The organism is Sorangium sp. So ce363 (genome assembly GCF_051520435.1).
Classification (GTDB): Bacteria; Myxococcota_A; Polyangia; order Polyangiales; family Polyangiaceae; genus Sorangium; species Sorangium cellulosum_B.
The window spans coordinates 9,741,491-9,754,120 of sequence record NZ_CP150333.1 but is presented as its reverse complement, the minus strand read 5'-3'; the positions used below and the strand labels follow the sequence as shown (position 1 = coordinate 9,754,120).

At 69.7% G+C, this 12,630-nt stretch carries 11 protein-coding genes and 1 pseudogene; 3 read left to right on the top strand and 9 right to left on the bottom strand.

Annotated features, from left to right (window positions below; genetic code table 11):
* Window positions 1–148: 148 nt before the first annotated feature.
* Window positions 149–925, bottom strand: coding sequence for a TetR/AcrR family transcriptional regulator (locus tag WMF12_RS36620; protein ID WP_437852692.1), 777 nt, complete (start codon window positions 923–925; stop codon window positions 149–151).
* 92 nt (window positions 926–1,017) lie between these two features.
* On the opposite strand from WMF12_RS36620, the gene WMF12_RS36615 reads away from it, so the two are divergent.
* Window positions 1,018–2,610: an FAD-dependent monooxygenase gene (locus WMF12_RS36615; RefSeq protein ID WP_437852690.1), complete on the top strand. Its 1,593-nt coding sequence runs from the start codon at window positions 1,018–1,020 to the stop codon at window positions 2,608–2,610.
* Window positions 2,611–2,690: 80 nt separating this feature from the next.
* Here the strand turns inward: WMF12_RS36615 and WMF12_RS36610 are convergent, their stop codons facing one another.
* Complete coding sequence (locus WMF12_RS36610; RefSeq protein WP_437852687.1) at window positions 2,691–4,028, bottom strand: adenylate/guanylate cyclase domain-containing protein; 1,338 nt, start codon at window positions 4,026–4,028, stop codon at window positions 2,691–2,693.
* A 166-nt stretch (window positions 4,029–4,194) separates the two neighbouring features.
* The gene (locus tag WMF12_RS36605) at window positions 4,195–5,124 is read right to left on the bottom strand and encodes an SGNH/GDSL hydrolase family protein (RefSeq protein ID WP_437852685.1); all 930 of its coding nucleotides are present in this window, start codon (window positions 5,122–5,124) and stop codon (window positions 4,195–4,197) included.
* A gap of 370 nt (window positions 5,125–5,494) precedes the next feature.
* On the opposite strand from WMF12_RS36605, the gene WMF12_RS36600 reads away from it, so the two are divergent.
* Complete coding sequence (locus WMF12_RS36600; protein ID WP_437852683.1) at window positions 5,495–6,370, top strand: helix-turn-helix domain-containing protein; 876 nt, start codon at window positions 5,495–5,497, stop codon at window positions 6,368–6,370.
* A gap of 124 nt (window positions 6,371–6,494) precedes the next feature.
* Here the strand turns inward: WMF12_RS36600 and WMF12_RS36595 are convergent, their stop codons facing one another.
* From WMF12_RS36595 to WMF12_RS36580, 4 genes and pseudogenes are all read right to left on the bottom strand, one after another.
* Window positions 6,495–7,625, bottom strand: coding sequence for a polysaccharide deacetylase family protein (locus tag WMF12_RS36595; RefSeq protein WP_437852681.1), 1,131 nt, complete (start codon window positions 7,623–7,625; stop codon window positions 6,495–6,497).
* Between the two features lie 68 nt (window positions 7,626–7,693).
* Window positions 7,694–7,933, bottom strand: a complete 240-nt coding sequence (locus tag WMF12_RS36590; RefSeq protein ID WP_437852679.1) for a hypothetical protein — start codon at window positions 7,931–7,933, stop codon at window positions 7,694–7,696.
* A 71-nt stretch (window positions 7,934–8,004) separates the two neighbouring features.
* Window positions 8,005–8,106, bottom strand: a pseudogene (locus tag WMF12_RS36585) (glycosyltransferase); the annotation flags it as partial.
* A gap of 792 nt (window positions 8,107–8,898) precedes the next feature.
* On the bottom strand, window positions 8,899–9,429 hold the full coding sequence (locus tag WMF12_RS36580) for a hypothetical protein (RefSeq protein ID WP_437852677.1): 531 nt from the start codon (window positions 9,427–9,429) through the stop codon (window positions 8,899–8,901).
* 29 nt (window positions 9,430–9,458) lie between these two features.
* On the opposite strand from WMF12_RS36580, the gene WMF12_RS36575 reads away from it, so the two are divergent.
* Complete coding sequence (locus WMF12_RS36575) at window positions 9,459–9,938, top strand: GNAT family N-acetyltransferase (RefSeq protein WP_437852675.1); 480 nt, start codon at window positions 9,459–9,461, stop codon at window positions 9,936–9,938.
* Between the two features lie 117 nt (window positions 9,939–10,055).
* On the opposite strand, the gene WMF12_RS36570 is transcribed toward WMF12_RS36575, so the two are convergent.
* Together WMF12_RS36570 and WMF12_RS36565 are read right to left on the bottom strand one after the other, a co-directional pair.
* Entirely contained in the window at window positions 10,056–11,129 is a 1,074-nt protein-coding gene (locus WMF12_RS36570; protein WP_437852673.1) for a cyclase family protein, read from the bottom strand.
* Between the two features lie 201 nt (window positions 11,130–11,330).
* Window positions 11,331–12,608 (bottom strand): PAS domain-containing protein, encoded by a 1,278-nt coding sequence (locus WMF12_RS36565; protein ID WP_437852671.1) that lies wholly within the window; start codon window positions 12,606–12,608, stop codon window positions 11,331–11,333.
* Window positions 12,609–12,630 lie beyond the last annotated feature (22 nt).

Genomic DNA, 12,630 nt, shown 5'->3' with positions numbered 1-12,630 from the left:
GGCCCACCTCGGCGTTTTCGGTGCTCAGCGCACCGGAGTGCGCTTGCGCGCCGAAAACGCCGATCTGGGCCCGTCTCCTGTGCGGGAGACCGCCGCTCTGCTCGGCATGGTGCTGAGGGGGGCGGAAAACGCTGTAGCAGGGCCGCGGCTACCGTTGCTCGCGACGACCTGCTCCCGCCGCGGCTCCGCAGGAGAGGCGCGTTGCGATGCCGTCGAGCACGCAGTCGAGGCCCCTGTCGAACGCGGCGTCGGCCGGCGGGTGGGTGGCGTCGTTGACCAGCTTGGCGAGCGTCGGGAAGCGGCCGGTGGCGATCATCCGGCGGATGTACGCCTCCGACGCCCGCTGCCATTCGGTCTGATCCATGCCACTCATGACCTCGGCGCGCAGCTCGTTGGCCTCGCCGCGGATGGCGCCGATCACGTACGCGTTGACGGTCCCGACCGCCATCATGACGGCATCGATGTCCTCGAAGCCCGGAGCGCCGCTCAGCGCGGCGAGCGAGGCCTCGAGGTGCGCGAGGGCGTTCGGGCCCAGATGGGGACGGCCGCCCAGCAGATCGATGAACCACCCGTGCTCCCTGGCGGCCCGACGGGTGCGGTGGGCGATCGTCCGGAGGGCCTCGCGCCAGCCGCCGGGGATGGGCCCCGCGGACGCCATCTCCCCGTACACCGCGTCCACCATCAGATCGAGCAGCTCTTCCTTGGTGTCCAGGTAGCCGTAGAGGCGCATCGGGCCGGCGTCGAGCGAAGACCCGATCTTGCGCAGAGACACCGCGGCAAGACCTTCCGCGTCGGCGAGCGCGATGGCCGCGCGCATGATCCGGTCTCTGCTCAGCGGCCCGGGAGCGGGACGGAGCGCCGGCTCCGGGCGGTCCCAGATGAGGGAGGCGCCGGTCACGTGCGGTTTTTTCTGCCGTGCGGTCATCGCTCGTCTTGTTCGCATCAGCAGCCGGTTGACAACAAATCCGACGCGATACACTGTATCGTAGTGATACACTGTATCAAAGGACGGTTCTGATGCACGTAGAATCGACGTCGGTGCTCGTGGTCGGGGGCAGCCTGGTCGGCCTGTCGGCCGCGGTGTTCCTGGCCTGGCGAGGTGTGCGCACGGTGCTGGTCGAACGGCACGCTGGCAGCTCGCCGCATCCACGCGCGATCGGCTACACGCCGAGGACGCTGGAGCTCTATCGCGCGGTCGGGCTGGGCCAGCACATCCCGCAGGTGCCGCCCGGCTTCCGGCTGCGCCGGGCTCGGGTCGAGAGCCTGGCCGGGGCGTGGTTCGAGGAGGTCCCGTGGACGCCCGGGGAGCAGGTGGCGCCCGCGATCGAGCGCTCGCCGTGCGCGGGCGCCGCGATCGCCCAGGATCGTCTCGAGCCCAGGCTTCGAGACAGGGCGGTCGAGCTCGGCGCCGACGTGAGGCTCGGGACCGAACTGACCCGCTTCGAGCAGGACCCAGGCGGCGTGACCGCCTGGCTGCGCGGGCGCGACGGGCGAGAGGTCGCGCTGCGCGCTTCCTACCTGGTGGCGGCGGACGGCCACCGCAGCGCGATCCGCGAGGCGCTCGGGATCGGCCGCGCCGGGAGAGGGCACATCCGGACGGCGCGCAGCGTCCTCTTCCGGGCTCCGCTCGAGGAGTACCTCCGAACGGGGGTCACGCAGTTCGCGATCGAGCAGCCGGGCTTCAGCGCGTTCCTCACCACTTACGGCGATGGGCGCTGGGTGCTGATCTTCTGGGATGACGAGGAGCGCGACGCGGCGACGTTGAGAGCGCTGAGTTCCAGGGCGATCGGCAGGGCCGACCTGGAGATCGAGATCGTCACCACCGGGCGCTGGGAGATCAGCGCCCTCGTCGCCGATCGATTCACGTCCGGCAGGGTGTTCCTCGCCGGGGATGCCGCGCACACGCTGCCGCCCAACCGGGGCGGTTACGGCGCGAACACGGGCATCGAGGACGCCCACAACCTTGCGTGGAAGCTGTCAGCGGTCCTGTCGGGCGCGTCGACGCCGGAGCTGCTCGACACGTACGACGCCGAGCGGCGCCCGATCGCGTGGCTCCGGCATCACCAGATCTTCGCCCGGGAAGACTACAAGGCGCACGCGGGCGGGACCGCCGGAGGCGCGCCGATCATCGACGACGACGCCATGGAGCTCGGGCAGCTGGTTCGATCGACGGCGGTGCTCGGCGCCGGCGACGGGCTCCCGCCGGCGTTGCGGCCCGAGCAATGGGCGGGTCAGCCCGGCACGCGCGCGCCGCACGTGTGGGTGGTGAGGGGCGGCGAGCGGCTGTCGACGCTCGATCTGTTCCAGCGACGCTGGGTGCTGCTCACCGAGGACGCGCGGTGGTGCCCCGCCGCAGCGCAGGTCGGTGAGCAGCTCGGCATCGAGCTCGAATGCGTCCGCATCGGCGCGGAGGTGCGGCCATCCGAGGAAGGAGCGTTCTGCAAAGCGTTTGGCCTCGGGGCCGGGGGAGCGTCGCTGGTCCGCCCGGACGGCTACGTGGCGTGGCGCTCGCTCGACCTGCCGGCGGATCCGCGCGGCGCGCTCGCCGATGCCCTCGGGCGGGTGTCGTCCGCCGCGCGCCGCACCGGCGAGCCCGCCGCCCTCACGTAGGTGATCATCGCCAGCCAGGTCGACCGACGATGCTCACGATCGATGGATCCGGAGGACCGGGCACGCAGAGGGCCAACCGCTCACTTCACATAGAAGGCTCGCACCGGCGCAGCTACGCCCTTCAGCCGGAGCTCGCCAGCGGCTTCCAGCGGTACGGCGCCGTCCAGCAGCTTCGCCGTGCTCTCGCCAAGGAGGATACGGCCCGGCTCACTCGCCGTCTCGAGCCGCGCGGCGATGTTCACGGCAGGTCCGATGACGGTGTAGTCCGAGCGCGCCAGCGACCCGAAATTGCCCACGACGGCGTCACCCGTGTTGATGCCGGCGCGGGCGACGAGGCGAATCCCATCACCCAGGCTCGGCAGCGTGGCCTGAAGGTCGCGGGCGAGCGCGACGCAGCGACGCGCCTGCTCGGCCGGGTCGAGGGGATCGGGGGCTCCGAACACGATCATGACGGCGTCCCCGACGAACTTGTCGACCGTGGCTCCGTGCGCGTGCGCCACGTCGGCCGCCGTCGATAGGTACTGGTTGAGCAGCCGCCCGACGGCCTCGGCGCCGAGCCTCTCCGACAGCGATGTGAACCCCACGAGGTCGGTGAACATCACGGTCACCACCCGCCGCTCGGGCTCGGCGTCCATCCGCAGCTCTCCGTGCGCGGCGCGCTCGACGAGCGACGGCGGCAGGTAGCGTCGGAGGACGGACTCCGTGAGGTAACGGTGGAGCTTGGCGGTTTGATTCACTGCGTAGTTCGACGCAAAGAAAACCAGGAAGATGCCGGCAGCCATGTTGGCCATCACGGTCGCTGCCGCCGCGGGCTCAGCGTAGAAGAGGTGTGGAGAAGGTGGGCTGAACAATGGATGCGGCCGGATCACGCCGGTGAGCTCGAGGGTGCCCACGCCACAGTACAGACAGGAGCCGAGGACCGCAGCGAAGAGGCCGAACCGAAAGTCGAGGAAGATCCGGTACAGCGCGACGAACATGACGATGTACAGCGCCGACGGTGACACCAGCGTTCCGGTGGCATGCATGGCCAGCTGATTCGATGCGAGCTCGGCGGTCAGCGTGACATACGTCAGCGCGCGAGCGATGATCGAGGCGTCCCGCCCTCCGCCCCGCGTGACCGCCAACAAGGCCCCGTTCGCGACGATGGAGACCGCCAGCATGGCGAGCCAGGCGGCCACGACGAAGCGTGCGTGCGCCGGGTGAGGCGCGCGCTCCGCAAATGTCGATAACGCCAGTCCCGCCGGCACCAGGATGGGTGCAGCGACGAGGAACTTCACGCCAGCGGCGGTCCGGATCCGCTGGCGCGTGGCGCGCTGCGCGCCCGTGTCCGTCAGGAACTCGCGAAAGAACACGCGCACAGACGCGCCGAGAGGGCCGGCCCCGCTGTGCTCCTGCATCTCACCGACCGAGGCGCGCACCGGACGAGCGTACACATCGTGCGCCGGCGCACGCAAGCGTGGTCGTCAATCGGCCGCTGCTGCGCCCTGCTCCGCGCGCGGGGACGGAACGCTCATGATGTCGGGCAATCGCCCCGCCGCGCGCTACGACCGGGTCGGCGGTCTCTCGATCGGGCTGGCGCCCGGATCACCTCAGGTAGTCGGAGATCGCGTCGTACCAGCGGCCCGCCATCCGGGCGTAGCCGGCCTTGTTGGGATGGACCCCGTCGCCGAGCTCGGACGTGGGGAAGTCCTTGAACTGATCGACGAAGAGGACGTGCGCGCCCTTGCTGGCGCGCGCCTCGACCAGCGCGGGGATCTTCGCGTTGTACGTGCTGACCGCGTTTGCGCCGCTCGGGAAAGGAATGATGTTGCTCACGACGATCAGCGCGTCGGGCGCCTCGGCGATCAGCTCGTCGATGAGCGCGCCCAGGCGGGTGTCGGCGCCGTTCGGCTCTCGATACATGTCGTTGGTGCCGGCGTGGAGCAGCACGATGTGCGGCATCTCCCGGAGCCCCGGGGTCGGTATACGATTGGCGATCTGCTGGATCGTCTCTCCGCTGATGCCCTCGTGATTGCGGGGGAACGGCTTGCCATCGACCATCGCGGGGCCGTTCCCCGGCTGCGTGCCCGTGAAGGTGACCTCGTGGCCGTCCTGCGTGGCGAGGTGGAAGAGCTCGACCCGGTAGCCGCCGTCGGAGCCGAGACCGAAGGTGATCGAGTCCCCGAGGGGCAGAATCTTGCAGGCGCCCGTCGCAGGGCAAGGCTGGAACCCTGCATCCGGAGAGCCCCCGCTCCCGCTCGTTCCTTCCGCTGCGCTGCTGCTGCTGCTGCTGCTCGCGCCCCCAGCCCCTCCGGCGCTGCTCGAGCTGCTGGAAGAGGCCCCACCGCCCGAGCCGCTGGTTGCCGTCGTGCTGCTCGCTCCGCTCGTTGTCGAGGAGACTCCCGAGCCCTCACCCGCGCTCGTCGTCTGGGCGCTGCCGGAGGAAGAAGCACCTCCTCCGGAGCCGCCCGAGCCGTCGGACGACCCATCGGAAGCGCTGGAGCAGGCCATGGAACCGACCAAGAGGAGGCCCACGAGCGGAATCCCGCGGGCAAAGGTGCCGAATGCGCCACGACGGACGAGCAGCGGAGAGGTCGAGGTAGACATGTGAGCAGCGCTCCCGGTCAGCGACCGAATAAAATTATGTTGTAAGCAGAGAGAGCGGGAGCTCGGCGCAGTGTCACACCACCCGCACAGCCTCTGCGAGGAAGTGAAGGGAAGGGTACGTGGCGCTCGCAGCGAGGTCGTTCAAATTCCCGGCGAAGGTTTTCAGGATCCCGACGCGCGGGATCCGATCCACCCGGCGCCCGCGAGCAGAGGTGTGTGTGCGCTCACATGCCGAGCGCACGAGGGGCTTGACCCCCGTGTTCCTCGACGTCGACGATGCTCCGGGGCGACCCCAGGCATGACCGCGGAGTTCTCAGCAAAGTACGGGGCGGCTCTCACCGGATCGGACTGGGTGGGGCTGCCCCTCCGGATCGGGTACGTGCCCGAGAGCGGCCGGCTCGAGGGGCTCTCGGCGGAGAGCGATGCCGTCCTGGTGTGGACGGGAGGCCCCTCGCAGGTCGACATTCACTTCGCGGAGCCGACCTCGGGCGAGGTCCGGGAGCATTCCTTCGAGCGGCTCTCGGGAATGATGGACCTCTTGCCGCGGAGGACAAGGCTGCACAGCGTCGCGTGGCGGGGGCGGCCCTCCGTGTGCACGTCGGTGAACTTCCCCGAAGCATCCATGTTGGCTCTCTGTGCGTCTCCGTCCGCCGTGCTGGTCCCGGAGCGGGAGCCGCGGTTCGGTCTGGTCGACGCCCATGTCGTCGACCTGGTCCGTCGCCTGCAGGCGCAGGCCGAGGGGCAGGAGTACTTCGGGGCCGTCTACGTGCAGTCGCTCTGCCTGGCGCTGGCTTCCTACCTATCGGCGCGGTACGGAGCGGGATCAGGGGCGGAGATCTCGCTGCGCAACGCGAGCCTCTCGAGGAGCCAGCGAACCCAGATCGAAAAATTCGTGGACAGCGAGCTCTCCTCGAACTTCGGGCTCGTCGACCTGGCGGGGCTGGTGGGCTACTCGCCGGACCATTTCTCGCGCTTGTTCAAGAGCGCCTTTCACCAGACTCCCCACCAGTACGTCATTTCGCGCCGCATCGAGAAGGCGATGACCATGCTCCAGGACGAGCGGCTGTCCATCGCGGAGATCGCGCTGGAGTGTGGGTTCTCCAATCAGGGGCACCTCACGACGGCGTTCAAGCGCCGTACGGGGACGACGCCGGGCGCCTATCGAAAGAAGTGAGCGCGCGGCCGGGCTCCTCGGGCGCAGGGGATCCCCTCGCGCCGAGCAGCGCCTGGCGCTCCGGCGCGCGCCGGGGGCCGCGCCGTCCGCGACCTGCATGAGCGGCCGCGCGCGGGTTCCGCGATCACTGGATCGGCGAGGCCGGCGGGCCCTCGGCTTCGTCCTGGGATCCATCGAGCGTCAGGCCCGGATCGACCGGGGCCACCGCGCTTCGCAGGGCGAGTTGCCGCTGCAGTAGCTGCTTGGTCCACGGGACGCCCGACACCGAGCGGATGAGGCTCCGGTGATCCGCGCCGAAGTCGATCCGCGGCACCGAGAACGGCGCGTCCGCGGAGCTACGGAATCCGCTGACCGTCGCATAGTCGTCAGGCCAGTGGGTCACGGCTCCCAGGAAGCCGAGCCGGCGAAGCGTCGCGCACTCGCGAGGACCGAAGTCCGCCCCCACGTGCCCGTTCGGATAACAGAAGATGGGGACCGGGCGCCTGGCCTCGGCGCGCAGGCGCGCCCAGGACACGTGGATCTCGTGCTTCGATTGCGCGTCGCTCGTCCTGGAGAGCACCGGATGGGTGACCGTGTGCGGACCGAACGTGATGCCGCGCGCCTCGCACGCGCGGACGTCATCCCACGACATGGGCGCGTAACGCGCGGGAGGGCGCGCCGGGAGATCGACCTCGGCCGCGGCGGCGAGCCGCTGGATGGCGCGGAGCTTCTCGGTCTCGGGCACACGCTTGCAGCGCTCCATGAAGCGCCGCGCGAGCTGCGCCCGCGGGACGCCGTCGTCCAGGCGGATGACGTGGCGGAGGCCGCCCACCATCACGCTGAGCTCGCGGCGCCGCGTCGTCTCGAACACGTGCTCCACGCGGTGCCACCAGCACCACAGATGGCCGTCCAGATAGCCGCTCACCACGAAGATGGTGGCCGGGCAATCGAACTCCGCGAAGATCGGCGCGGCGACCGTCGCCTGGTCGATCGTGCCGTCATCCATCGTGAAGGCGACGGCCCGGGCGATGGGCGGCTCCTCGCCCGCGAGGCCTCGAAACAGCCGCTCGAGCGACACGAGCGGATACCGCTCGCGTCTCAGGAACTGCAGCGCGCGCCGGAGGGCGCGCGGATCGAGGCCCTCGATCCCGCGATCCGGGTCGGCGAGCCGATGCATCACGATGATGGTCGAATGGCCGTGCATCATTGGTGTGAATGGCCGCGTCGCCCACGGCGCGGCCAGGAGATCCGAGAGCCATTGCATTGCGTTCGACATGAGTCGTCCCCCCCTCGAGAGCGCGTGAAAGCAGCAGCGTTCGGCGACGGCGGCGCTCCGCCGCCTGATCAGCTCGCGAGCGGCGCCGGCGAGCGCGACGACGGGTGCTCGCCGAGAGCTCGCCTGTCGTCGCGGTGTGGGGCGGCGGTGCTTGCGCGCGGCGTCTGGTCCGCGCCCCAGATCCGGGCGAGCAGGGCGCTCGGGCAAACAGCGGCGACACGCCGCGAATGCCGCAGGAGCAGCAGCGCGTACAGTTCCATGTAGCGCTCGGCCATCCGGATGGCGGAGTAGCGCCGGAGCGCGAGCATCCGGCCGCTCCGGCCCATCTGCGCGGCGCGGGCGGGATGGCGTGGAGCTCCGAGAGCCTCGCGGCGAGCGGCGCTACCTCGTCGGACGGCACGAGGAAGCCCGTCTCCCCGTGGACGAGCACGGTGGACACGCCGCCCACGTCGGTCGCAACGACCGGAAGCCCAGCGGCCATCCTTGGGAACACGAGCCTCGATACCGCAATCGGTCCGTACCACCATACCCCTCTCCCCCCATCGAGTAGACTGTCGATCTCTCGACTCGACCGCTCATCGAGCGCCAGGCATGCCTCGCTGTCCTCCCGCCGCGCCTCTCCGGTACGGAACTCACCGTCCAGGGCATCGCACGAGCGAAACCGGGACGGATGGGGCCTCGACCTGGCAGATCGACACAAGCGCTGCAACACGCCGCATGACTACATTGCGGACGGCAGGGGCGCGACTCGAATACACTATACGTCGAATTCACGAACTGACAAGCACATCGCACAACAAACGAGAAGACCGGAGTGCGGGGGCTGCACAAATTCAAAAAGGACATGGACCGCGGCGCCCAAGCGTGGTGATCCGTCCCAGTCTTCGACTGGCCACGTTCCGCGAGGGCGACATCTCACCGGCCCAGGAGCCCGTCGAGAGCCCGCGTGGGCGGCCCCGTCGCTGGCCCACAAAGTCTTTGGTTTTTGCCAGGTTACAAAAATCGTCGCCGGCCGGTCACGAAAGGTGAGCCGCGTCTGGCTCGCCTGAGCACTGTAGAGGGCGTGCCGCGGCTCGGGCCGGGGGTCGGTCTGGGATGGAGCGTGGCTGGCAGCGGTTCGCCCTGCGGCGGCGCCGCGGGTGACTTCGGATCATCGTCTCCTCACGGAACATGGGACACCGCGATGGATATCGCCGGACGGAGGACACCTCGATGCGGATCGCAGACGGCGCAGCAGCGCGCGTCTGGGGGGCTGCGTCGAGCGCGACCCGCATCAACGGCTGCGCGCCGGTGCATCGCGGAGGTAGTCGAGCAGCCGGGCCTCGTCGCTGCCGATCATCCGATCGATGCCGTCCTCGCGGACATGGCGCTGGATCTGCAGCGCTCCCGCGGTCGTCCGCACGAGGATGGCGATGCGCCGGAAGCCGCCCATCACGACCGGCCGAATCCGCTGCATCGCCGCCTCGAACTGCGGATCATTCCGCCCCACCGCCGCGCGCAGATCGATGAGCAGACACAGCCGATGGCGGTCGACCCGGTCGAGCGCGCGGCCCACCTCCATCCACAGCGCCTCGAACTGCGTGGCAGACTCGGACGGCAGCGGGCTCCGCGTGACCCGCGCGATCTGCGAGACCGGGTCGACCGTCACGGTGTGGTGCGCGTTGCGGAGGAGCTCGAGCATGGCCAACGACCATGCTATCAGACCCAGAGCAGCCGAGCGAGCGAGCGAGCCGAGCACCCCGGGTGAAGCTGCCGAGTTCGCCGGCGATCCTCGGTTGCCCCTAACCTCCTCGCCCTGCTGCACGGCCGGGCAGGAGCAAGTAGGATCTACCGATGACCGACCTGCCCGTCGCCCTGCGGCCGCTCGATGTCACCGAGCTCGGTGCGTTCGTCGAGCTCGTGATCTCTTCGTACGCGGGCGAGCGCGCGAGCGCCGTGGACGCCCGGACTGCGGACGCGCTGCGCAACGCGCGCTCCCAGGTGGAGGTGCTCCTGCCGCAGGGGCTCGCCACCCCCGACCACCACCTCTATTCGGTGCTGGAAGGGAATGCCGTGGTCGGGCACCTCTGGATCGGGATGACCAGCGTGGACGGGTTTCGAAGCGCCTTCATCTACGAGTTTCACCTGCGTGAGGACGCCCGCGGCCGGGGCCTCGGGCGCCGGGTCATGGCGCTCGCCGAGGAGGCCGCCCGCGGCCTGGGCGCGCGGGATATCGAGCTCCACGTCTTCGCGCAGAACACGCGGGCGCGGCGGCTCTACGAGTCGCTCGGCTACCGGATCACGAGCCTGAGCATGAGAAAACGCCTCGGTTGACGTCTGCACGGCGTGGCTGAGAGCGCTTCTGGCGCCCTGAAGAGAGAGCTCGAACCACAGAGGCCCAGAGGACAGTGGCGACATGCGGGCGCGCGCGGCGCCGGCGCGCCGATCCGCTCACCGGATCGCGAGCGGGATGCCCGGTGATCCGGACGCGCCCCGGAGGGGCAGCGGGCTGTAGACGTAGAAGAACTCGTAGGGGCTCTTGTGGCCGTGGGGCCGCTCCTGGAGCTCCGCGGCCAGATCCGCGGCCAGCTCCGAGAGCACCATCACCTCGTGCATGAAGATTCCGCTCTTCACCAGCAGGTGATGGTGCACCGGGAAGATCACGCCCGGCGCCACCGGAGCCTTCGGCGGGAGGACCTCGATGCCGAAGTTGTCCGACCCGACGCAGGCGATCCCCTTCGAGGAGAGCCACTTCGCGACCTCGAGCCCGATCCCCGGCTGGGCCAGCCCCACGCCTGGCTGCGTGTAATACCCCTCGGTGCCGAGCTCCCAGTTCTCCTCCCAGCCCGTGAAGATCAGCACGACGTCGCCGGCGCCGATGTCGCGCGCGTCCATCTTCTGCGCGCGCAGCGTCTTCATCACCATGGGCAGCGTGATCTCCTGGCCGAACGCGAGCGTCTCCCCGCCGTTCGCGTAGCGCTTGACGTCGAGGAGCACGCCGCGCGTGACGAGCGGCTTCACGTTCTCGACGCCGAGGTGCGCGAGCCCGTCTTCCGTGAGGATCTCGGCGCCAGTGAACTGGTTGTAGAAGAGCGCGTCGGCGGGGTCCGTGCTCCCGGGCGGGATGTAGCCGAAATGGCCCAGCGCGTCGAACTCCGTCCCCATCTGGCCGAACTCCCCGTGCATCACCTCGGAGTTCGTGACCTGCTGCTGGATGACCGCGGTCGGCCCGGCCTCCACGGAGAGCCCCTGGTTGCCCGGGAACGTCGGCATCCCCGGCTCGTAGACGTGACCCAGACGATAGACCTTGCCCTCCTTGATCAGGCGCTTCCCCTCGAGGACCTTGTCCGGCGTCTGCGTGTTGGAGGCGCCCGCCTCGTCGTCAGGGCCCCACGGCGAGGGACCGGGCATTGGATCGTAACTCTCCAGCATCGGCACGCCGCGGGCCAGCGCTGCCCCCGCGACCAGGCTGACGGCCATGGTCACCACGATCGCGCCACGTAACGGCATCACTCCAGGCTTCATACGCAACCTCCTGGGTCACATCGCACGTTGTACCGACAGCGCCCCGCGCTCCATGATGGGCGCGGGCGCATGTCATCACTAGAGTACACCGTCAGGGGCGCCTGAAACCTGCTCTCCCGAGGTCGTCGCGGGCTCCGCCGATGCCGTGAAGGCCTTGTGCGTACCCGCGTACACCCGGTCTCTCGGTGGGTGCGCGCTCGGTCACCAGCGGAGCCGGCGTCCCAGCGCGTAAGCGATGCCGCTCTCCAGGGTCCCTTTGGTGACGATGCCGCTCAGATCGGCGCCGATCGTGGTGAGCGTCTGCGCGATCTGCGGCTTGATGCCGGTGAGCACGACCCGGGTGCCGAGCAATCCCGCGGCCCGGGCCGCGTCGACGAAGGATTGCGCCACCCGCTCGTCGACGATCTTCACCCCGGTGATGTCGAGGATGGCGATCCTGGCCTGCTGGGCGGCGATCCCTTCAAGCAACGTCGTCAGGATCTGCTCGGCGCGCGCGGGGTCGACGCTCCCGACGATCGGCATCGCGACGACGCCGGGCGCCAGCGGCAGGAGCGGCGTGATGAGCTCCTGGATCGTCGCCTGCTGCATCTCGATGAGCTGCCGCTGCATCTCCGCGCGCTCGGCCTCGGCCTGCTTGGCTCGGCTGATGTCCACCGAGATCGTCCCGACCGCGTAGATCTCCCCCTCGCCGTCGCGGATGGGGAACTTGGTCGACAGGTAGGTGCGCGGACCGTTCGGGAAGACGAGCACATGCTCGGAGGCGGCCGGGCGTCCGGCGGCCGCGACCTCTTCATTGGCTTTTCGTATCGAGGTGGCCGCCGGCGCCGGGAGAAGGTCGTAGACGACCCGCCCCAGCAATTCCTCGCGGCTCATCTTGTAGAATGACTCGATTTCGCGGTTCACGAGGAGGAGCCGGCCCGCGGCGTCCACGGCGACCATCATGGACGGCGTGTATTCGAGGAACGCATGGAGCAGGCTCTCACTCCGCTCGAGCATCTGCTCCGTGTGCTTGCGCGGGGTGATGTCGTGCGCCGAGCCCAGCATCCGCCGCCCCGGTCCCTCGCGGCCGAGCGCGACGCCTCGCTCGAGGAACCATCGCCAGCCGCCGTCGCGACCGCGCACGCGGTACTCCACCGTCGCCTGCTCCCCGCTCTCCGAGGCGGCCACGCGAGCCCGGTACTCCTCGATGCGATCGATATCGTCCGGATGGACTATCGGGGACAGGCCGTCGCCGCGGGGCGAGCCCGCCGCGGCTCCGCCGCCCTCTCCGACGAGATCGGCGAGCTCCCGGTTCCGGTAGACGTACCGCCCCTCATCGAGATCGAGCACGTAAACGAGGCTGGGCAGCGCGTCGAGCAAGCGCTCCGGGAAGCCGCGGCCGGCCTCCTCCAGCTCGGCGACGCGGGAGCGCAGGCGCTGCACTTCCTTCTGCAACGCGTCCAGCTCCACCTCGAGCGCCACGGTCTTCTGCGCGTCCATCGCCGTCCAGGGCGATGTTATC

What these genes read in the sequence shown, in the direction of transcription:
- WMF12_RS36620 (WP_437852692.1), bottom strand. Translation starts at nt 925, where the DNA reads ATGACCGCACGGCAGAAAAAACCGCACGTGACCGGCGCCTCCCTCATC.
- WMF12_RS36595 (WP_437852681.1), bottom strand. Translation starts at nt 7,625, where the DNA reads ATGTCGAACGCAATGCAATGGCTCTCGGATCTCCTGGCCGCGCCGTGG.
- WMF12_RS36565 (WP_437852671.1), bottom strand. Translation starts at nt 12,608, where the DNA reads ATGGACGCGCAGAAGACCGTGGCGCTCGAGGTGGAGCTGGACGCGTTG.
- WMF12_RS36600 (WP_437852683.1), top strand. Translation starts at nt 5,495, where the DNA reads ATGACCGCGGAGTTCTCAGCAAAGTACGGGGCGGCTCTCACCGGATCG.
- WMF12_RS36575 (WP_437852675.1), top strand. Translation starts at nt 9,459, where the DNA reads ATGACCGACCTGCCCGTCGCCCTGCGGCCGCTCGATGTCACCGAGCTC.
- WMF12_RS36570 (WP_437852673.1), bottom strand. Translation starts at nt 11,129, where the DNA reads ATGAAGCCTGGAGTGATGCCGTTACGTGGCGCGATCGTGGTGACCATG.
- WMF12_RS36590 (WP_437852679.1), bottom strand. Translation starts at nt 7,933, where the DNA reads ATGCTCGCGCTCCGGCGCTACTCCGCCATCCGGATGGCCGAGCGCTAC.
- WMF12_RS36615 (WP_437852690.1), top strand. Translation starts at nt 1,018, where the DNA reads ATGCACGTAGAATCGACGTCGGTGCTCGTGGTCGGGGGCAGCCTGGTC.